Here is a 20,146-nt window from a genome sequence, read left to right as displayed (position 1 = left end):
GTCGCGGGGGGCCGTGCCGAGGGGGCGGGCGGGTCGCCGCTCGGGCCGCAGCCCGTGAGGGCGCCGAGCGCGAGGCCGGCGGCGCAGACGCCCCCGGCGCGTCGGGTCACCGGCCGCAGGCGCACGATCCGGAGCATAGGCGGGCGAGCGCGGCAACCAGCTCACGGACGTCCGGGTGACCTCCACCGGGCGCAGGCCACGCCATGGGACGGGAGCGGGCGGCACGACGCCCCGGTCACACCCCGGCGTGATGTTCCTGGACGGCAAGCACGTCGATGTCGACAGACGGCGGCGCGAGGGCGACCGGCGCGCCGGTGCGGGCCGAGTGGTAGATCGCACGGACCAGCTCGACGGCGTGGCGGCCCTCGATGCCGTCCACGAGCGGGGGCCGACCCTCCTGGGCCGCCGCCACGAAGTCCAGGAGCTGGTCGCGGTGCGCCCGCCCCCAGGCGTCGGCAGGAGCCGGCGTGTCGTCGGCGGTGTGCTCGGCGCCGCGGGCGCGCGCGGAGTCCTCGACCGCCTCGGTCGCCGCGCGGGTTCCCCCGGTGGCCACCTGCAGGGCGTGCGCCGTCGCGGACTCGCCACCGCGACGGACCCCGTCGACCGTCACGAACGTGGCGAGCCGGTCGCCCTCGATGACCGCGCCGCCACGTGTGCCGTGGACGCCCAGCCGTGCGGCGAACCCGGGGTAGGCAGCGGTCGACGCCATGATCGTGCCGATGGCGCCGTTCGTGAACTCCACCGTCGCGCAGATGACATCCTCGACCTCGATGCGTTCGTGCGCAGCGGTCCGCGCTTGGGCGTAGACCGTCCGGACCGGGCCGCAGATCCACCGCAGCACGTCCAGCGTGTGCACGCCCTGGTTGATCAGCGCACCGCCGCCGTCCATCGCCCAGGTGCCCCGCCACTCGCCGGAGTCGTAGTACGCCTGCGGGCGGTACCACGGCACGCGCGCCTCCGCGAGGACGAGCCGGCCCAGCTCGCCGTCGTCGACCGCGGCCTTGACGACCTGGGACGCGGGGTCGAACCGGTGCTGGGAGACCACCGCGAGCGCGGCACCCGAGACCGCCTGCGCGGCGAGGAGCTGGTCGCATGCCTCCACCGAGACGTCCATGGGCTTCTCGACGATCACGTGCTTCCCGGCGAGCAGGGCCGGCACGCCCACCTCCGCGTGCAGACCGCTCGGGGTGCACACGGTGACGGCGTCGATCGTGGGGTCTGCGAGCACCTCGTCGTAGGGGGCGGCCCGCACGCCGAACTCCGCGGCCAGGGCACGGGCACGTTCGGGGACGGCGTCCGAGCAGACCACGAGATCGGCGTGGCCGCGCAGGTCGAGCAGTGCCCGGGCGTGCGTCGGTGCGATGACGCCGCAGCCCACGAGCGCGAACCGCAGACTCATCGGTAGGGCACGCCCTCGGCCTCGAGGATGGCCGTGAAGGCCCGGGTGGCGCGGACGAAGTTGTCCGCGCCGGAGAACCCACCCAGGTGGTGCGCGTCGGCCAGGTGCGGCTCCATGGACACGAACCCTTCGTAGCCGTCGTCGGCGAGCGCGCGCACGGTCTCGCGCAGCCGGCCGTCCCCCTCCCCGGCCGGCACCACCTCTCCGGTGGCCAGGACGGCGTCCTTGACCTGGATGTAGTCGGTGTAGGGGCGCAGGAGCGCGTAGGCCTCGGGGAACGGCACGACGCCGCACTGCACGAAGTTCGCCGAGTCCCACGCCAGGCGTAGTGCGGAGGAGTCCACCGCCGTCACGAGGTCGTGGACCCGCTCGGGGACGTCGCCGAAGATCTCCTTCTCGTTCTCGTGGAGCAGGACGACGCCGCCCGCGGCGGCTCGCTCGGCCAGCGCGCTCATCCGGCGGACCACCTCGTCCCGGTAGGCCTCGGGTCGCTGCTCCGCGGTCAGGAAGAAGGAGAAGACCCTGATGTACGGCGCGCCGACCGCGTGGGCGACCTCGACCGCGCGGTCCATCCGGCGCAGGTGCGCATCGAAGTCGTCGGTGATGTTGACCTTGCCGAGGGGCGAGCCGATGGACGAGACCCCGATGCCGTGCGCGGCGAGGATCCGGGTGATCTCGGTGACCTGCTCGTCGCTCAGGTCCAGGACGTTGACGTCCCACGCGCTGCGCAGCTCCAGGTACCGGATCCCGAGGTCGTCGAGAACGCGGCACTGGACCTCCGGGTCCGGATCGATCTCGTCGGCGAATCCGGACAGGACCCACATCGCGAGGACCTCCAGGGTTGGTGCGGGGACGCAGGGGCACGGCGCCGCAGCGGTGCCCGTTACGTTAGGGAGGGCGCGTACGCGCAGCAACGGATTGCAGCATGTTGCCGTGGGACCGACCCCTGTCCGGTGGGACAGGCAACTCAGAGCAACTGCTTGTGCCCGCAGGCCGCGGCTCGGTGTGATGGACGGTCCCCGACACGACGACCCACAGGAGCACCCCCATGGCGGACACCGCCGTACGCCTCGGCATCATCGGACTCGGGCAGCAGGGCAGCATGTACGCCACGCTGATCAGCGAGGGACGGGTCCCGCACATGAGCCTGGGAGCCGTCTGCGACACGGACCCCGCCAAGCGGGAGCTCGTCCGCTCGTCGTACCCCGGCGTCGCCGTGCACGACGACTACACGGCGATGCTGACGTCGGGCGACGTCGACGCCGTCGTGACGACCGTCCCGCACTTCCTGCACCCCGAGATGGGCATCGCCGCGCTGCGCGCCGGTGTGCACGTGCTCGTGGAGAAACCGGTCGGGGTCTACACCCGCCAGGCGGACGAGCTCGTCGCCGTCGCCGGGACGAGGCCCGACCTCACCTTCGCCATCATGTTCAACCAGCGCATGAACCCGCTGTACCGGCGCCTGAAGGAGATCGTCGAGGGCGGCGAGATCGGCCGGGTCCTGCGGAGCAGCTGGATCATCACCACGTGGTGGCGGCCGCAGGGCTACTACGACTCCAGCGCGTGGCGTGCGACGTGGGGCGGCGAAGGCGGGGGCGTCCTGGTGAACCAGGCGCCGCACCAGCTCGACCTGTGGCAGTGGATCTGCGGCATGCCCCAGCGGGTGTACTCCAAGCTCGGGTACGGGGTGAACCGTGACATCGCCGTCGAGAACGAGGTCACCGCCCTGGTCGACTACGGCGACGGCGTGACGGGCACCTTCGTCACCTGCACCTACGACATCGCGGGCACGGACCGGTTCGAGATCCTCGGCGACCAGGGGAAGGTCGTCGTCGAGGACAGCAGGCGCGCCGTCGTGACACGGCTGCGCAAGCCCGAGGCCGAGCTGAGCGCAGCCATGGACATGGCCGACGTCGCACGCCTGTACACGGGCGAGGTCGACCTCGACACGCTCTACACGCAGGAGACGATCGAGTTCGAGTCGCCCTTCGGCCAGCAGCATGCGGACGTGCTCGAGAACTTCGCTCTCAACGTCCTGGACGGCACGCCCCTGATCGCTCCGGGGGCGGACGGCATCAACGGCGTGCGCCTCGCCAATGCGATCCACCTGTCGAGCTGGCTGGGCGAGGAGGTCCGGCTGGACTTCGACGACCAGCAGTACCTGAAGCTGCTCGACGAGCGCATCCGCGAGGAGGGCACCTACCCGGTGCGCGGCGAGGGCTGACAGCACCCGATCCCCGTGACCAGGTCCTTCTGACCGAAGAGGAACACGAAGAACCAGGTCCAGATGAACGTGAAGATCGCGGTGGTCGCCAGTGCCCCTCAGCTCGGAGATGCGGACACGTGCTCACCACCTTCCGTCGGCGTGCGTCGGTGTCGGGCCGGTGGCCGGGGTCTCGTTCGTGCGTGGCGTTCGGGGCATGAGGGTCCTTCGGTCAGGGGACAGGGGAGTGCAGCCGAGGTCGACGTCGCTGAGCTCTCGGCTACGGGAGCCGGACGCCCGCGACGTCGAGGACGAGCTCGCAGAACATCGAGTCCGCCCAGGAGAACCAGTCGCGGGTGTGCACGGCGGGTTCGTCGCCGTGGAACGACTCGTGCATGCGGTACGTGCCGGCGTGGGTCGAGCACAGCGTCGCCACGAGCGCCCGCTTGACGTCGACGGCAGGGCTGGTCAGCCCTTCGACGCACAGGGCCATGGGCCAGACGAACCCCGCGGGCGTGTGCTGGCTCCCGACGCCCGACGCAGCCCGGCCCCGGACGTAGGTGGGGTTGGCCGGGCTGAGCACGAAGGCGCGCGTGGCGAGGTACAGGGGGTCGCTCGGGTCGACGCCGCCGGTCAGCGGCAGCGAGAGCAGGCTCGGCATGTTCGCGTCGTCCATGAGGACCGCGTTCCCGAGCCCGTCGACCTCGTAGGCGTAGATGCGACCGTGGACGGGGTGCTCGACGACTCCGTGCCGGGCCACCGCCGCCCGGATCTGCCCGGCGAGCGCCTCCGCGTCGGCGGCGAGCACGTCGTCCCCGAGGACCCGGCGAGCCAACGTGGCGAGCTGGGTCAGCGCGGCCGCGGCGAACAGGTTCCCGGGGACGTTGTAGTTCAGTGCGCAGGCGTCGTCGCTGGGCCTGAAGGCGCTCCAGCTCATCCCGGTCGGCGCGACCGGGTTGCCCCGCCCGTCCCGGACCAGGGTGTCGGACGCCGGGCCGGTGAGCCGGCGGAAGCGGTACGGCGATCTCGCCTCGTGGTCCTGCTCGACGCGCAGCGTGTCCACGACCAGCCGGGCCGCCCGCGCGAACGTCGTGTCGACGTGGTCCGTCGTGCCGGTGAGGGCCCACAGCTGATGCGCGAGCTGCAGCGGGAAGCACAGCGAGTCGATCTCGTACTTGCGCTCCCAGACCCACGCCGACATCTCGGTGAGGTCGTCCTGGTGGCCGGCGCCGTCGGGCCGCGCGTTGACCGCGTTGGCGTACGGGTCACGCAGGATCGCGGCGGCCTGCTGGCGCACGAGCCCGACGACGACGTCACGAAGGCCGGGGTCCTCGGCGGTGAACGGGAGGTAGGGGCGCATCTGCGCCGCCGAGTCCCGAAGCCACATGGCGGGGATGTCCCCGGTCAGGACGAACGTCGTGCCGTCCGACGCCGTCCGGACGGCGTCGCGCAGGGTCCGGGTCATGGCGTCGGTGAAGATGCGCTCGACGACCGGGTCGGGCCATGCGGCGCGGACGAGCGAGACCATCCGGTCGCGGGTCGCCGGGTCGAGGACGGTCACTCGATCCCGCTCAGCAGCGGGTCCGTGCCCCACGCGCTCTCCCACGCGTAGGTGGTCTCCCGGTCACCGGTCCGCCAGCGGCGCGGCGCCGAGGTGTGGACCCAGTCGAGCGGCTCGACCCCGCCCGGCTCGCCCCCGTCCAGCGCGATGCGCACGGCGGCGCGCAGGTCGGCGTCGACGCGAGGCGTGCGGGACGCGGGATCGACCGACAGGAACAGGGCGGTGCCGCTGCGCGCCACGAGGTCGAGGAACTGCCGGTTGAGCTCCCACGGGGTCTGCGGCGTGGCGGGGACGCAGTCCGGGTCGACCGTGAAGAAGGAGCCATGCTGGGCGAGACGGAACGCCAGGGTGTTGACCCCCATCCGGCGTGTCCGCTCCCACTGCCGCCCGGACGTGTCGTCCCCGGTGCGCTGGGCGGTCTGCAGACCGGCCGCGAGGTGGCCGACCGTGTTGCAGCCGAGCACGACGGCGCCGTCGGCGTTGTCGTGGATGACCCGGTACAGCCCGACGAGGATCTCGGCGGTCGTCCGGCTGCGGTCCGCGAAGCTCCACCCCGGTGACGTCAGTCGGGCGCCCTGGAAGGCGTGACCGAAGCGCCCCAGCACGTCGAAGGTGGAGAAGTCGTGCTTGAGGAGCTCGTAGCCCCACGCCCGGAAGCGCCTCACGTCCGCCCCGATCACCTCGAGGGACTCCGGCAGCGAGAGGTCCAGCGGCCACATGCCGCCGAGCGGCGTCGTTCGTGTGTAGCCGGTGCGCACACGTGACGTCGCGGGCCGGAACCACAGCCCGGGGCGGGCACCCGCGGCGCGGATGCGCTCGGCGACGGCGGGCATGTCGGTGAACGAGCCGGTGCCCGTGTCCCACGGGCCGCCGGCCGCGCCTCCACCGGGGCTCCAGCCGCCGTCGACCACGCTGAAGGGCCGGACCGCGTGATCGCCCGCGAGTCCCGCGACGAGGTCGGCGTCGGCAAGGATCGTGTCGACGTCGAACTCGCCGTAGGTGTGGTACCAGTTGTTCGAGCCGACCAGCGGGGCGGTCGACGGGCTGGTGCCGGGGCTCAGCGCACGGCACAGGCGGCGGTGGACCGCGAAGGGGCCCTCGCCGTCGGCGCCGACGACGGCGCGGACCGTGGCGACGTCCAGGACGCGGTGACCGAGGACGACCGCGCTCCCGCCCGACCGCACGTCGCACCAGAGCGTGACGCCGGCCGGGTCGACGGTCCACGAGCAGAACGCCGCCGGGCGGACCTGCACGCCCATGCCTGTCGTCCCCCCGCTGCGTGGGTCGTGCGCCAGCCAGTACCAGGGCAGGGTGCGCTCGGGGCGCATCACCCCCCACTCGAGCTCGCCGTAGCTGCGCTCCCAGGCGTCGCCGAGGATGCGTACCCCTTCGGGCTGGGGCAGCGCCCAGCGCAGGGCGATCCGCTCGATCTCGTGACCGGGCGCGCTGAGCGCGACGGCCAGGCCGTCGCCCACGGGGCGCACCAGCACGTCGGCGGCCACGGAGCTCCAGGTGGAGCGCTCGGGGTCGGGTCGCGCGGCCAGCGGCTCGGTGGAGGAGCCCGTCACGACGTGGACGCTGTCGGGGGGTGGAACGGCGGAGTAGGGCATGGGGTCCTCGGGTGTCGGGCGCCGTCAGGCGCGTCGCAGGTGGGTGGGGATGACGACCCGGCGCGCTGGGCCGGTGGAACCGTCGATGCGGTCGTAGAGCAGGCGTGCGGCACTGCGTCCGAGCTCTGCGGCGTCATAGGTGACCAGGGTGAGGGGCGACTCGACGAGCGGGGCGAGCTCGAAGTCGTCGAACCCGGCGATCGTCGGAGGCGCCGTGCGTCCCGCACCGGTCAGCGCCGCGAGGGTCATCCGGTTGTTGTCGGCGAACAGGGCGGTCGGCGGCTCGGCGGTACGCAGGATGCCCCGCACGGCGTCCGCGGCCGAGGCCACCGTCATGTGATCGACGCTCACCAGCCGTGGGTCGACCGGTATCCCGGCGTCCGCCAGGGCGCTGCGGTACCCCGCCCAGCGCTCGGACCCGGGCTCGGCCGTCACGTCGCCACCGAGGTAGGCGATCCGGCGGTGGCCCGACGAGAGCAGGTCCTCGACGGCGCCGCGCGCGCCGTCGAGGTTGGCGAGGAGCACCACGTCGCTCTCCACGCCCTGGGGCTCACGGTCGAGGAACACGAGCGGGACGTCGCCGGTCTCCACCGCCACGGGACGGTGGTCGCCGGGCGCGGGCACGACGAGCAGACCGTCCACGTTGCGACGCAGCATCTCGGTGACGAGGTTCTGCTCGAGCGGGAAGCTGCGCCCGGTGACTCCGATCGTGACGAGGTCGCCGCGCGCGGTGGCGACCTCCTCGACCCCGTGCGTGATGCCGGCGGAGAAGGGGTTGGCGATGTCCTCGATCAGCAGCGCGATGGTCTCGCTGCGGCGTCCGGGGCGGAGGTTGCGGGCCGCCAGGTTGGGCCGGAAACCCAGCGCGTGGATCGCGGCCTGCACCCGTTCGCGCGTCGCCGGGTTGACGTAGCGCTCGCCGTTGACGACGCGCGACACCGTCGAGACCCCGACTCCCGCGGCCGCGGCGACGTCCTTGATGGTGATGTTGCGCGCGGTCATGGGCCCTCCGGTGGTCGGCAACGAGGTGTGGCGGCTATCCGAGGCCGGCGTTCACCTCGTCGATGAACGCCCGAGCGGCCTCAGCCGGAGTCTGGCGCTCGAAGAGCACCTCGGCCAGGTAGCGGCTGAGCACCTCGGAGGTGTTCCCGCCGCCCACAGGCGCCGGCGGCGCGACCTCTCCGACCTCGTCGGCGATCTCGTCGATGTAGGCGAGCGTGGCTGCGTCCGCGTCGCTGACCAGGTCCGCGATGGCTTCGCGGAGCGCGCTGTTGGGCGGCGCGCCGCGCTCGGCGAGCATGACCTCTGCGGCCTCGGTGCTGTTGATCAGGTAGTCCACGAACGCCGCAGCCTCCTGCGGGTGCTCCGTGCGCGAGGAGATGGACCAGAACATCGAGCCCTTGTAGTAGGCCCCGTTCTCGGAGGCCTTCCCGGTCAGGCTGGGGGGCCGGAGCAGCACGAGCTCCGAGGACCCCGAGGCCGTCATCGCGGAGTTCAGCGTGTTGCTGTCGGCGGCGGTCATGCCCTGCCGGTTCTGGGCGAAGACCTTCTGCTCGACCGTCGCCGTGAGGTCCTCGACGATCTCCGACGGGGGCGGGGTGAGGCCGTCCTGGCTGCGGCGCAGGACGGTCTCCCAGAACTCGGTCACCGTCGGCACGCTCAGCCCCAGCTCGCCGTCGGCCGTGTACAGCGACTCGCCGCGCTGGCGCGCGAAGTAGTTGAGGTAGGCGTCCCACGAGCCCATCGAGGCCGCCCCGTACACGCCCGACGGGGAGTTCTCACTGATCTGGCGGGCGATCTCGTCGTAGTCGTCCCAGGTCCACGTCGAGTCGTCCGGCAGCTCGACACCGGCGTCGCGGAACACCGCGGGGTTCGCGATGACCACGAACGAGTTGATGCCGGCCGGGATCGCGAAGAGCCCATCTTCCATGTGCCCGATCCCGAGCGCCGCGGGGTCGATCGCACTGGTGTCCACGGACTCGGGGATCTCGAGGAGCGCACCGCGCCCCGCGTACTCGCGCAGGTACTTCTCGTCCATCTGGATGACGTCGGGCATGTCGTTGGCGGCGACCGTGGTGGCGAGCTTGTCCCAGTAGCCGCCGTAGTCGCTGTACTCGGGCGTGATTGTGACACCGGGGTTCTTGGCCTCGTAGGCGTCGATCACGGTCTGCGTGATCTCGTGCCGTGCGTCGCTGCCCCACCAGCTGAATCGCAGCTCGACGTCGCCGTCGTCGCCCGGGTCGGTGCTGCCGCTGCAGGCGCTCAGAGCCAGGGCGAGCACCCCGACCCCGGCGAAGACCGCACGGCGGCTCCCGGTGGTGGTCGGCCTCGGGCAGTGGGTCTCAGGCATCGTTGCATGGCCTCTCGCGTCGGCGTTGTCCCGTACCCGGTGACGGGCGCGGCCGCGTCGTCGCGGCTCTGGGAACGTTACCGGGAACGGTACCAGGATGACTAGGGCGAGCCCTCGGGTCGCAGCCCGGTCCGGGCTGGACCGTCGGCTCAGGCTCGCGCGGCCGCGGCCCCCATGTGTCGCACGGCCTGCTCGACGAGGGGCCGCGGCGTGGCGAAGTTGTACCGGAGCCATCCCGCGCCGACGGCGCCGCACGCCGCACCGTCGACCCCCGCGACACCCGCCCGCTCGGCGAAGAAGGTGGCCGGCGCCATCGCCAGGTCGAGGCCTCGGCAGTCGAGCCAGGCGAGGTAGGTGCCCTGCGGCGGCGTCCAGCGCACCTCGGGAAGGTGCTCGGCGACGAGGTCCACCAGCAGGGCCCGGGTGCCGTCGAGGTAGTCGCGCACCTCCTCGAGCCACGGGCCGCCCTCGGTGTACGCCGCGGTGGTGGCGATCGCACCGAGAGTGCTCGCCCCCTGCCCGGCGACGACGGCGATGCGCTCCCACGTGGCGTCGTCCGCAGGGTTGGTGGTGACGAGCTGGGCGCACTTGAGCCCGGGCAGGTTCCACGCCTTCGACGCCGACACGGCCGTGACGGTGTGGGCGGCGGTCGTGGCAGACAGCGACGCGTACGGGACGTGGGTCGCGCCGGGAAGGACGAGGGGTGCGTGGATCTCGTCGGCGAGGACTCGCGCCCCGGTCGCCGCCACGACGTCCGCCAGTGCGAGCAGCTCCGCGCGGGTGTGCACGTGGCCCGTGGGGTTGTGCGGGTTGACCAGCACGACCAGGCCGCCGGCGGGCTCCAGCGCCCGGCTGATCGCGTCGAGGTCCAGGGTCCATCCCCCTGCGGCCCGCGCCATGGGGACCTCGACGAGCGGCCGCCCGAGGATGCCCGGCGCCGCGAGGAACGGCATGTAGGCGGGTGTGGGGACGACGACCGGTGAGCCGGGCGCGGAGAAGTGCTCGACGGCCGTGCGGAACGCGGTGTGCACGTCGGCGACCAGATGCACCGCGGATGCGGGCACGTCCCACCGGTAGGCGCTGCGCAGCCGGTGGGCCGTCGCCCGGGACGTCGCCGCCGCCACCGAGGGCGGCAGGTAGCCGAACGCCTGGGCGTCGACCGCCGAGCGAAGGGCAGCCACGACGGGCTCGCTGGCCGGGAAGTCCATCTCGGCGACCCCGGCGCCCAGAACGTCCCCGGCGGTCGACCACTTGACCGAGCCGCGCCGCCGCAGATCGTCGGCGGTGCGGAGGTGGAAGGGAGGGGGCGTCGTCATGCGCCGCCATCCTGCCGCCCCACCTGGGAGTTGGACAGCGAGGTCACCCCGACGACTGGACCGGCGCGTCCGCGCGCCGGGTCGGGACGGGGGTGTCCACGTCACGGTGCCGAGGGCGACACCACTGTCAGGGAGGCCCCTCTACAGCCGTTGCTGCGCGGGGTCCCCGACACGCCGAAGGCCGCCTCGGATGTCTCCGAAACGGCCTGTGACCTGCGGTGATGCTGGTGGGCGATACTGGGATCGAACCAGTGACCTCTTCCGTGTCAGGGAAGCGCGCTACCGCTGCGCCAATCGCCCGTGCCGGAACACGGCTGTGCTGCTCGGTTGATGCTGGACTGCTGATGCGAGGTGGAGACGGGATTCGAACCCGTGTGGACGGCTTTGCAGGCCGCTGCCTCGCCTCTCGGCCACTCCACCGTAAGGCTCCTGCACCCACCTGGGCGTTGCCCGTACGGGTATGTCGCCTCCGAGCGGACGACGGGATTCGAACCCGCGACCCTCACCTTGGCAAGGTGATGCTCTACCACTGAGCCACGTCCGCGCGACACGCTCTCCGGGTCTCCCCGGCGCCTTGTGCGTCCCGAACTCTAACGGACCGCGAGGACCAGAGCCAAACCGGCCCGCCGCCCCGCGCGTCGGGCGCCCGCTAGCGTGGCCGCGTGCCGGTCGATCCCCTCGAGGTCCCGCGCCTGCCCGTCGAGGGCTGGGCCCGCTTCGCCGGGGTCCGTGCCCGCGGGCCCGTGGAGTGCGTCGACGTGCTCCGCCACCCGGAGCGTCTCGAGCACGGGTTCTGGGTGGTCGTGGGGGAGTTCGACGGTCCCGTCCGCGCCTGGCGCTTCGCCGAGGTCACGCGGGACGGCGTGTCACCGGGCGGTCTGCCGTGGCGGGGCCCGCCGGCCGACGCCTGGTCGAGCTCGATGTCCCGCGACGCCTACCTCGCCGGCGTCGCGGCCGTGCGGGAGCGGATCCGGGCCGGAGACGTCTACCAGGTGAACCTGTGCCGGGTGCTCAGCGCGCCGTTGCCGGCCGGCTCCGACGGCGCGGAGCCCTCGGCCGCGGCCCTCGCGGCGGCCCTCGAGGTGGGCAACCCGGCGCCGCACGCCGGCGCCCTGCACGTCCCGGCGGGGCAGGGCCTGCCCCCGGCGTGGGTGGTCTCGGCGTCACCCGAGCTCTTCCTGCGCGTGCGCGACGGCGGGGTGGGGTCGGGTCCGATCAAGGGCACGGCCGCCACAGCCGCCGGGCTGTCCGGCAAGGACCGGGCCGAGAACGTGATGATCGCGGACATGGTGCGCAACGACCTGCAGCGCGTGTGCCGCCCCGGCACGGTCGAGGTGACGTCGTTGCTGGGGGTCGAGCACCACCCGGGCCTGGTCCACCTCGTCACGCGGGTCGAGGGGCGCCTGCTGCCCGGCCAGGGCTGGGAGAGGCTGCTCGCGGCCACGTTCCCGCCCGCGTCGGTCTCCGGGGCGCCGAAGCGCGCCGCGCTCTCGGTCATCCGCGAGCTCGAGCCCGGTCCCCGCGGTCCCTACTGCGGCGCGTTCGGCTGGGTCGACGGCGACCGCGGTGAGGCCGAGCTCGCGGTCGCCATCCGCACGTTCTGGTGGACCGCCGACGGCCGGCTCCACTTCGGCACGGGGGCGGGCCTGACGTGGGGGAGCGACGCGGCGGCCGAGTGGGCCGAGACCGAGCTCAAGGCCGCGCGCCTCGTCGCCCTCGCGAGCGCGACGGCGGATGATGGGACGGTGCCCCCGGGCGCGGACGAGGAGGACGACCGATGAGCGACCTTGCGGTGTGGGCGGACGGACGCCTGCGGGATGCGGCCGAACCGGTCCTCAGCCCCGTCGACCACGGGGTCACGGTGGGCGACGGCGTGTTCGAGACCTGCGGGGTCGTGCGGGGGAGCGCGTTCGCCCTCACCCGCCACCTCGCGCGCCTCGGGCGCTCGGCGCGCGGGCTCGGGCTCGACGAGCCGGACCTCGACGCCGTCCGGGCCGGTGTGTCGGCGGTGCTCGCCGCGCAGCCCGGCGCGGGCCGGGTGCGGATCACGCTCACGGCGGGCCTCGGCCCGCTCGGGTCCGGGCGCACCCCGGGCGCGCAGACGCTCCTGGTCGTCGCCGGACCCGCGGCACCCCCGCGCCCCGTCACCGCGGTCCGCGTGCCGTGGACGCGCAACGAGCGCTCCGCCGTCGCGGGCCTCAAGACGACGTCGTACGCCGAGAACGTCGTGGCGCTGGGCGAGGCGACGCGCCAGGGCGCGGACGAGGCGCTCCTGGCCAACACCGTCGGGGCGCTGTGCGAGGGCACGGGGAGCAACACCTTCGTCGAGCGCGACGGCGAGCTGCTGACGCCCGCGCTGAGCACCGGGTGCCTCGCGGGCATCACGCGGGAGCTCGTGCTGGAGTGGTCCGCGCAGGCGGGGCTGCCGGTGCGCGAGGCGGGACCGGACGAGCTGCCCTGGACCGCGCTGGACGACGTCGTCGCCGGCCGGGCCCACCTCGCGCTGAGCGGCTCGGTCCGGACGTTCGTGCCGATCGTCGGGCTCGACGGCCACCGGCTGGCGGCCGGGCCGCTGACCGAGCGGGTCGCCGCCCTGTACCGCGAGCGCGAGGCGGCCGACGTCGACCCGTGAGGCCGGCGGGGCCGGGCCTCAGGCGTCGAGAAGCGTCACGATCAGCCGCGAGATCTCGTTCTCCATGCGCTGACCCTCGCTGCCGAACGGCACGAGCTCGACCGTGGCGGCGATGAACCGCTTGAACGGCTCGACCGGGCCGGCGAGCAGGGCGTCGCCCTCGACGCCGCTCAGCGCCACGAGCAGGTAGGTCGGGTCCTCGTCGCGCCAGATCCGCGCGTCGCCGGTCCCCGCCGGCGCCGACGCGTCGGCCAGCACACCGTGCGCGATGAGCTCGCGGCCCAGCAGCCACGTGGACGTCGAGTGGGTCCCCGTGAAGACGACGCGCACCGTGTAGGGATCGCTCGCGTCGAAGCTGAGCTCGGCCCGCACGGGCATCACGCTCGCGTCGGAGAGCACCAGGTGCATCGGGACGGCCTCGCGGACGTCCTCGACCTGTCCTGCCATGGCCACCCCTTTCCCTGTCGATTCCGTATTCGGCGCGGAGTTCGCTAACATCATCGCGTCGTCGTGCGGTGCTCCCTCGTGAGCACCACGCCGCATGACGGGCGATTGGCTCAGTGGTAGAGCGCCTCGTTCACACCGAGGAGGTCACTGGTTCGAACCCAGTATCGCCCACCTTGTCGGCCCCCGGTCATCCCCCGAACGGGGCATCACCGGGTGAAACTGTTTATGACTCCCTGAGACCTCGCAGGTCAGGCGGCCTGCCCGTGATGTGTGACCTAGGTCCCGTCCGGGTGCGCCGCAGGAGTCGTCGCCGGGTGCATCACCCGTCCGGCTCAGTGCCGTGAGGCCCGCCTTCCCGACACCTGAGACGGGCCCCGGCCCTGTGCGCGTCCCCCGGGCGGTCCCCGGTCGGTAGCATCGTCGGACCGCCCAATCGAGGAGTTCGTGCCGTGCCACAGATCACCCTGACCGTCGACGGAGCCCAGCGTGAGGTGCCCGAGGGGACGACGGCGGCAGAGCTCTTCGAGGGGCGCCGCGAGGTCGTGGTCGCCCGTGTGGACGGCGAGCTGCGCGACCTGTCCGCGCCGGTCCCGGCCGGCGCGCAGGTCGAGGCCGTGACCGTGGACTCTCCCGACGGCCTCGCGGTCCTGCGCCACTCCGCGGCGCACGTGCTGGCCCAGGCGGTCCAGGAGCTCCACCCGCAGGCGCGCCTGGGCATCGGCCCGCCGATCACGGACGGCTTCTACTACGACTTCGACGTCGAGACACCCTTCACCCCCGAGGACCTCAAGGCGCTCGAGAAGGTCATGCAGCGCATCGTCAAGGAGGGCCAGACCTTCCGCCGGTGGGAGGTGACCGAGGAGCAGGCCCGCGCCGAGCTCGCCGCCGAGCCCTTCAAGCTCGAGCTCATCGGGCTCAAGGGCACGTCCGACACCGCCGCCGAGGGCGCCTCGGTGGAGGTGGGGCTCGGTGGCCTGTCGATCTACCAGAACGTCAAGCGTGACGGGTCCGTCGCGTGGCAGGACCTGTGCCGCGGCCCCCACCTGCCCAGCACCCGCCTGCTCGGCAACGGGTTCCAGCTGACCCGCTCGGCGGCCGCCTACTGGCGCGGCTCGGAGAAGAACCCCCAGCTGCAGCGCGTCTACGGCACGGCCTGGCCGACGAAGGACGAGCTCCGGGCCCACCTCGAGCGGCTGGCCGAGGCCGAGCGGCGCGACCACCGTCGCCTGGGCAACGAGCTCGACCTGTTCTCCTTCCCCGACGAGATCGGCTCCGGCCTGGCGGTGTTCCACCCGCGCGGCGGCATCATCCGGATGGAGATGGAGGACTACTCGCGCCGGCGCCACGTCGAGGCGGGCTACTCCTTCGTCAACACCCCGCACATCACCAAGGAGCGGCTCTTCCAGCTGTCGGGCCACCTCGACTGGTACTCCGAGGGCATGTACCCGCCCATGCACCTCGACGAGGAGCTGGACGACGAGGGCAACGTGCGCCGGACCGGGCAGAACTACTACCTCAAGCCGATGAACTGCCCGATGCACAACCTGATCTTCCGCTCGCGCGGGCGCTCGTACCGCGAGCTGCCGCTGCGGCTCTTCGAGTTCGGGACGGTCTACCGCTACGAGAAGTCGGGCGTCGTGCACGGCATGACGCGGGCGCGCGGGTTCACCCAGGACGACGCGCACATCTACTGCACCCGCGAGCAGATGCGCGACGAGCTGACGGGGCTGCTGACCTTCGTCCTCCGCCTGCTCAAGGACTACGGGCTGAACGACTTCTACCTCGAGCTGTCGACGCGCAACCCGGAGAAGTCCGTGGGCTCGGACGACGCGTGGGACGAGGCGACGCGCACGCTGGAGGAGGTCGCGACCGCGTCGGGCCTGGAGCTGGTGCCCGACCCGGGCGGCGCCGCGTTCTACGGGCCCAAGATCTCCGTCCAGGCCAAGGACGCGATCGGGCGCACGTGGCAGATGTCCACGATCCAGCTCGACTTCAACCTGCCCGAGCTGTTCGAGCTCGAGTACACGGCGCCCGACGGCTCGCGGCAGCGCCCGGTGATGATCCACCGCGCCCTGTTCGGCTCGATCGAGCGGTTCTTCGCCGTGCTCACCGAGCACTACGCCGGCGCGTTCCCGGCCTGGCTCGCGCCCGTGCAGGTCGTCGCCGTGCCGGTCGCGGAGCCCTTCAACGACTACCTGGGCGACGTCGTCGCGCGGCTGCGGGCCGAGGGGATCCGCGCCGAGGTCGACCTGTCCGACGACCGGTTCGGCAAGAAGATCCGCACCGCCTCGACGCAGAAGGTGCCCTTCGTGCTCATCGCGGGGGGCGAGGACGTCGAGGCCGGTGCCGTCTCCTTCCGCTACCGCGACGGTCGCCAGGAGAACCAGGTGCCGGTCGACGAGGCGGTCCGCCGGATCGTCTCGGCCGTGCGCGAGCGGGCCCAGGTCTGATCGGCGTGGCGGACCAGGGGCAGGGGCCGGAGGCCGGCGACGCCGAGCCCGCGGCAGGGCTGGCCGGGGTGCCCGACGGCTTCGAGCGGCTCTGGACCCCGCACCGCCTGGCGTACGTCGGCGGGCAGGACAAGCCGGCGGGTCCGGCGGCGGAGCAGTGCCCGTTCTGCCGCGCCGTCGGGCTGCCCGACGAGGAGGGTCTGGTGGTGGCCCGCGGCGAGCGCGCGTTCGTCGTGCTCAACCTGTACCCGTACAACTCCGGACACCTCATGGTGCTGCCCACCCGGCACGTCGCGGACTACACCGACCTCGACGCGGACGAGACCGCGGAGGTCGCGGCGCTGACCCAGACCGCGATGCGGGTGGTGCGGTCCGTCCTGCGTCCGCACGGCTTCAACCTCGGGATGAACCAGGGCGCCGTCGCCGGGGCCGGGATCGCCGCGCACCTGCACCAGCACGTCGTGCCGCGGTGGGGCGGGGACATGAACTTCCTGCCGATCATCGCCCGGACCAAGGCCCTGCCCGAGCTCCTGGGCGACACGCGGGCGCGCCTGGCGGCCGCCTGGCCCGCCGCAGCCCCTGCTGGAGGATGATCGCCCCGTGCTGAACCGCCTGCGCGCAGGCGCGGCCCGCGTGGTCGGGCCGTTCGCGCGCTTCCTGCTCGCCCGAGGCGTCTCGCCGGACGCCGTCACCGTCACGGGCACCGTCGGCGTCGTCCTCGCCGCGCTCTGGCTCCTGCCGACGGGGCACCTGCTGGTCGGCGCGCTGGTCATCGCCTTCTTCGCCCTGACGGACATGATCGACGGCGTGATGGCGCGGACGGCCGGCCGGGCGAGCTCCTGGGGCGCGTTCCTCGACTCGACGCTCGACCGGTTCGGGGACGCCGCGATCTTCAGCGGGCTGCTCCTCTTCCTGGCGACCCGCGACCACGACCTGGCCGCCGTGCTCGCCCTCGCGTGCCTCGTCCTCGGGTCGGTGGTGCCCTACGCCAGGGCGCGGGCCGAGGGCCTCGGCATGCGGGCCGACGTCGGCATCGCCGAGCGCGCGGACCGGCTCGCCGTCGTGCTCGTCGCGACCGCGGTGGTCGGGCTCGGCGCCCCCGTCGCCGTCCTGACCGTGGTGCTGGCGCTCCTCGCGGTGGCGAGCGCGGTGACCGTCGCGCAGCGCATGGCGGTCGTGTACCGCCAGGCGCACGCCGCCGGGCGGGGCGCCCCCGGGGCGGGGGAGGCATGAGGCTGCGGATCGACGGCGGGCGCGCCTTCCTGCTCGCCTGGCACGCGGCGGACCGGCTGCCCGAGGACGTGGTGCGCGCCGCCATGCTCGTGGCCGCCGACGCGGCCTGGCTCGTCCGGGGCGCCGGGGTCCGGCGCCTGGAGGCGAACCTGCGCCGCGCCCGGCCGGACGCCGACGCGCGCACGCTGCGGCGCCTGAGCCGCGAGGGCATGCGCACCTACCTGCGCTACTACGCCGAGGCCTTCACCCTCGGCAAGCTCAGCGACGAGCAGATCCTCGCGCGCGTGCGTGCCGTGGGGGCCGAGGCGCTCCTCGAGCACCTCGGCGCGGGCAGGTCGATCGTGCTCGCGCTGGGCCACGAGGGGAACTGGGACCTCGCCGGCGCGTGGGCGAGCCGGCACGTCGCGCCGGTCACGACCGTCGCCGAGCGTCTCGAGCCGCCGGAGGTATTCGAGGAGTTCGTCCGCCTGCGGGAGGGGCACGGGATGTCGATCATCCCGCTCGACGCGGGAAGCGACGTGTTCCGGGCGCTCATCGCCGCGGTGCGGCGCGGCGGCCTGCTCGTGCCGCTGCTGGCCGACCGTGACCTCACGGCGCGCGGCGTGGAGGTGGACCTGCTGGGCGAGCGGGCCCGCGTCGCCGCGGGCCCGGCGGCGCTCGCCGTCGCGACCGGTGCACCGCTGGTCCCCACGTCGATCCGCCACGAACGGCTCCGCGGTGCCCGGCGTCGGGCCGCCGGCAGCCGGTGGGGCATCGTCATCACGTTCCACCCCGAGGTGGCGGTCCCCGAGGGCCTCCCGCGCCACGAGCGGGTGCACCACCTCACGCAGGCCTGGGTCGACGTCGTCGGGCAGGAGATCGCCGAGCACCCCACGCACTGGCACATGCTTCAGCGCGTCTTCGTCGCGGACCTCGACCCGGAGCGGTACGCCGCCACGACGGCGGCGTCGTGACCGGCCCCGTGAACGTCCCCGCGGCCGGTCCGCGGCCCGGCCGCGGCGATCGCGGCCCGCTGCGCATCGGGCTCGTCTGCCCGTACTCGTTCGACGTGCCCGGCGGCGTGCAGTTCCACGTCCGCGACCTCGCCGAGGCGCTGCAGCGCCAGGGACACACCGTCTCCGTGCTCGCGCCCGCCGACGACGACACGCCGCTGCCGGACTACATCACGCCGGCCGGGCGTGCGGTGCCCGTGCGCTACAACGGCGCCGTCGCGCGCATGACGTTCGGGCCGGTGAGCGCTCACCGCGTGCGGCGGTGGCTCCAGGAGGGCGACTTCGACGTCCTGCACCTGCACGAGCCCGTGACCCCGAGCCTCGGCATGCTCGCCCTGTGGATCGCCTCGGGGCCGATCGTCGGGACCTTCCACACGGCGCTCATCCGCTCGCGTGCCCTGCAGATGGCCTACCCCGTGGTGCGCTCGAGCCTGGAGAAGATCTCGGCGCGGATCGCGGTGTCCGAGGACGCCCGCCGCACCCTCGTCGAGCACATGGGCGGCGACGCGGTGGTGATCCCCAACGGCGTCTACGTGGACGACTTCGCGTCGGCCGAGGCCGACCCGCGGTGGACCGGCACGCCGCAGGCGCCGACGGTGGCCTTCCTCGGACGGCTCGACGAGTCGCGCAAGGGGCTGCCGGTGCTCACCGCGGCCATTCCCGCGGTGCTGGCCGTCCACCCGGGTGCCCGCTTCCTGGTCGCGGGCCACGGCGAGACGGGCGCGGCCGAGGCGCGGGAGGCCCTCGGGGAGCACGCGGCGTCGGTGACGTTCCTGGGCGCCGTCTCGGACGAGGACAAGGCGCGGCTCCTGTCGTCGGTCGACGTGTACTGCGCGCCGCACACCGGTGGCGAGAGCTTCGGCATCGTCCTCGTCGAGGCGATGAGCGCCGGCGCCACCGTGGTCGCGAGCGACCTGGGCGCCTTCCGTCGGGTGCTGGACGGCGGCGCGGCGGGGATCCTGTTCCGCAACGGCGACTCCGCGGACCTGGCCGCCACGCTCAACCGGGTGCTCGCCGACCCGGACCTGCGCCGCCGCACGTCCGCGCGCGCGAGCGCCGTCGTGCGCCGCTACGACTGGTCGACGGTGACGCACCAGGTGCTGACGGTCTACGAGATGGTGCTGGCCGGCACGAGCCCGCACGTGCGCGTGCGCGAGGACCCGGCGTCGGTGCGCGCGGGCGAGCCGGGGGCCGGGCGGTGAGCTGGTCCGAGGTCACGGTCCTCGTCACCGGCGCGCTGCTGCTGCTCCTGTGGTGGCTGTGGGTCGCCGCGAGCCGGCTCGACCGGCTGCACCGCAAGGTCGGCGCCTCGCGCGCGGCGCTGGACACCCAGCTGGTGCGTCGCGCGTCGGCCGCGGCTGAGCTCGCCGCGTCCGGGCTGCTCGACCCCGTGAGCTCGGTCCTGGTCGGCGAGGCGTCGTGGGCGGCGCTGTCCGCCGGCGAGCACGGGCGGGCCGAGCTGGTCGAGGCGCTGCCGGGCGTGCCTGTCGGCGCACCGTCCGGTCCGGACGCCCGGGTCGAGCGCGAGCTCGCGGAGAGCGAGCTGTCCCGTACGCTTCGGGCCGCGCTCGCCGACCGGGCGGAGGTCGCCGCCCTGGTGGCGGACCCGCTCGGCGAGGCGCTCGTCGGCGCGCTGTCCGAGGCGTGGTACCGCGTGCAGCTCGCGCGGCGGTTCCACAACGAGGCCGTCGCGCAGACGCAGCGGATGCGCGGCAAGATCTTGGTCCGGCTCCTGCGGCTCCACGGCCGTGCCCGGATGCCGCACACGGTGGAGATCGACGACGCTTGGCCCCAGGCACTCGCCCGACCCGGAGAGGTGACATGAGCTACCCCCAGCACGTCGCAGGTCCTTGGCCGACGACCGGTCCGCCGCAGCCCACCGCGGCCCCCCCGAGCATGGCCCCGCCCGGCGCGGCACCCGGACCCGGCGGCGTCGTCGCGGCGCCGCGGCGC

The 20,146-nt window shown here is 73.5% G+C and carries 17 protein-coding genes and 4 tRNA genes; 10 read left to right on the top strand and 11 right to left on the bottom strand.

The features are described from left to right. Positions 1 to 235: 235 nt before the first annotated feature. Positions 236 to 1,399 (bottom strand): Gfo/Idh/MocA family protein, encoded by a 1,164-nt coding sequence (locus IDM29_RS06295; protein ID WP_182111238.1) that lies wholly within the window; start codon positions 1,397 to 1,399, stop codon positions 236 to 238. Then, the gene (locus IDM29_RS06290; protein ID WP_182111237.1) at positions 1,396 to 2,223 is read right to left on the bottom strand and encodes a sugar phosphate isomerase/epimerase; all 828 of its coding nucleotides are present in this window, start codon (positions 2,221 to 2,223) and stop codon (positions 1,396 to 1,398) included. The genes IDM29_RS06295 and IDM29_RS06290 overlap by 4 nt, the downstream gene beginning before the upstream one ends. A gap of 224 nt (positions 2,224 to 2,447) precedes the next feature. Between IDM29_RS06290 and IDM29_RS06285 the strand changes: the two genes are divergently transcribed. After that, a complete protein-coding gene (locus IDM29_RS06285; RefSeq protein ID WP_182111236.1) occupies positions 2,448 to 3,623 on the top strand; it encodes a Gfo/Idh/MocA family protein in 1,176 nt (391 codons plus the stop codon). 259 nt (positions 3,624 to 3,882) lie between these two features. Here IDM29_RS06285 and IDM29_RS06280 read toward each other — a convergent pair whose 3' ends face one another. From IDM29_RS06280 to IDM29_RS06245, 8 genes are all read right to left on the bottom strand, one after another. After that, positions 3,883 to 5,163 (bottom strand): glycoside hydrolase family 125 protein, encoded by a 1,281-nt coding sequence (locus IDM29_RS06280; protein WP_255491524.1) that lies wholly within the window; start codon positions 5,161 to 5,163, stop codon positions 3,883 to 3,885. Then, positions 5,160 to 6,731: a hypothetical protein gene (locus tag IDM29_RS06275; RefSeq protein ID WP_220457937.1), complete on the bottom strand. Its 1,572-nt coding sequence runs from the start codon at positions 6,729 to 6,731 to the stop codon at positions 5,160 to 5,162. The genes IDM29_RS06280 and IDM29_RS06275 overlap by 4 nt, the downstream gene beginning before the upstream one ends. A 66-nt stretch (positions 6,732 to 6,797) precedes the next feature. Further along, entirely contained in the window at positions 6,798 to 7,775 is a 978-nt protein-coding gene (locus tag IDM29_RS06270; RefSeq protein ID WP_182111234.1) for a LacI family DNA-binding transcriptional regulator, read from the bottom strand. Positions 7,776 to 7,809: 34 nt separating this feature from the next. Continuing rightward, positions 7,810 to 9,123 carry an ABC transporter substrate-binding protein gene (locus IDM29_RS06265; RefSeq protein ID WP_182111233.1) on the bottom strand — a complete coding sequence of 438 codons (1,314 nt, stop codon included), beginning with the start codon at positions 9,121 to 9,123 and terminating at the stop codon, positions 7,810 to 7,812. Between the two features lie 149 nt (positions 9,124 to 9,272). Beyond that, entirely contained in the window at positions 9,273 to 10,439 is a 1,167-nt protein-coding gene (locus tag IDM29_RS06260; protein WP_182111232.1) for a MalY/PatB family protein, read from the bottom strand. Positions 10,440 to 10,664: 225 nt separating this feature from the next. Next, positions 10,665 to 10,739 (bottom strand) — tRNA-Val (locus tag IDM29_RS06255). 49 nt (positions 10,740 to 10,788) lie between these two features. Then, positions 10,789 to 10,859: transfer RNA gene (locus IDM29_RS06250), tRNA-Cys, on the bottom strand. A gap of 52 nt (positions 10,860 to 10,911) precedes the next feature. After that, positions 10,912 to 10,983: transfer RNA gene (locus IDM29_RS06245), tRNA-Gly, on the bottom strand. Between the two features lie 118 nt (positions 10,984 to 11,101). On the opposite strand from IDM29_RS06245, the gene IDM29_RS06240 reads away from it, so the two are divergent. Together IDM29_RS06240 and IDM29_RS06235 are read left to right on the top strand one after the other, a co-directional pair. After that, positions 11,102 to 12,220: a chorismate-binding protein gene (locus tag IDM29_RS06240; protein WP_255491523.1), complete on the top strand. Its 1,119-nt coding sequence runs from the start codon at positions 11,102 to 11,104 to the stop codon at positions 12,218 to 12,220. Then, positions 12,217 to 13,071 carry an aminotransferase class IV gene (locus IDM29_RS06235; protein ID WP_182111231.1) on the top strand — a complete coding sequence of 285 codons (855 nt, stop codon included), beginning with the start codon at positions 12,217 to 12,219 and terminating at the stop codon, positions 13,069 to 13,071. Before IDM29_RS06240 ends, IDM29_RS06235 begins: the two co-directional genes overlap by 4 nt. An 18-nt stretch (positions 13,072 to 13,089) precedes the next feature. Here the strand turns inward: IDM29_RS06235 and IDM29_RS06230 are convergent, their stop codons facing one another. Beyond that, positions 13,090 to 13,518 carry an SsgA family sporulation/cell division regulator gene (locus tag IDM29_RS06230; RefSeq protein ID WP_182111230.1) on the bottom strand — a complete coding sequence of 143 codons (429 nt, stop codon included), beginning with the start codon at positions 13,516 to 13,518 and terminating at the stop codon, positions 13,090 to 13,092. 99 nt (positions 13,519 to 13,617) lie between these two features. Here IDM29_RS06230 and IDM29_RS06225 point away from each other — a divergent pair. The 7 genes from IDM29_RS06225 (at position 13,618) to IDM29_RS06195 (ending at position 20,018) form a co-directional block, all read left to right on the top strand. Continuing rightward, positions 13,618 to 13,689 (top strand) — tRNA-Val (locus tag IDM29_RS06225). Between the two features lie 278 nt (positions 13,690 to 13,967). Continuing rightward, on the top strand, positions 13,968 to 15,968 hold the full coding sequence (thrS, locus tag IDM29_RS06220; protein WP_182111229.1) for a threonine--tRNA ligase: 2,001 nt from the start codon (positions 13,968 to 13,970) through the stop codon (positions 15,966 to 15,968). Positions 15,969 to 15,973: 5 nt separating this feature from the next. Beyond that, complete coding sequence (locus tag IDM29_RS06215) at positions 15,974 to 16,561, top strand: HIT domain-containing protein (RefSeq protein ID WP_182111228.1); 588 nt, start codon at positions 15,974 to 15,976, stop codon at positions 16,559 to 16,561. Positions 16,562 to 16,568: 7 nt separating this feature from the next. Then, positions 16,569 to 17,201 carry a phosphatidylinositol phosphate synthase gene (pgsA, locus tag IDM29_RS06210; RefSeq protein ID WP_182111227.1) on the top strand — a complete coding sequence of 211 codons (633 nt, stop codon included), beginning with the start codon at positions 16,569 to 16,571 and terminating at the stop codon, positions 17,199 to 17,201. Beyond that, positions 17,198 to 18,154 (top strand): phosphatidylinositol mannoside acyltransferase, encoded by a 957-nt coding sequence (locus IDM29_RS06205; protein WP_309232683.1) that lies wholly within the window; start codon positions 17,198 to 17,200, stop codon positions 18,152 to 18,154. The genes pgsA and IDM29_RS06205 overlap by 4 nt, the downstream gene beginning before the upstream one ends. A gap of 59 nt (positions 18,155 to 18,213) precedes the next feature. After that, a complete protein-coding gene (locus IDM29_RS06200; protein WP_188037313.1) occupies positions 18,214 to 19,395 on the top strand; it encodes a glycosyltransferase family 4 protein in 1,182 nt (393 codons plus the stop codon). Beyond that, positions 19,392 to 20,018 carry a hypothetical protein gene (locus tag IDM29_RS06195; RefSeq protein ID WP_182111226.1) on the top strand — a complete coding sequence of 209 codons (627 nt, stop codon included), beginning with the start codon at positions 19,392 to 19,394 and terminating at the stop codon, positions 20,016 to 20,018. Before IDM29_RS06200 ends, IDM29_RS06195 begins: the two co-directional genes overlap by 4 nt. Positions 20,019 to 20,146 lie beyond the last annotated feature (128 nt).

The organism is Actinotalea sp. JY-7885 (assembly GCF_014525465.1).
GTDB lineage: Bacteria > Actinomycetota > Actinomycetes > Actinomycetales > Cellulomonadaceae > Actinotalea.
This window is presented reverse-complemented; position numbering and strand designations above follow the sequence as displayed.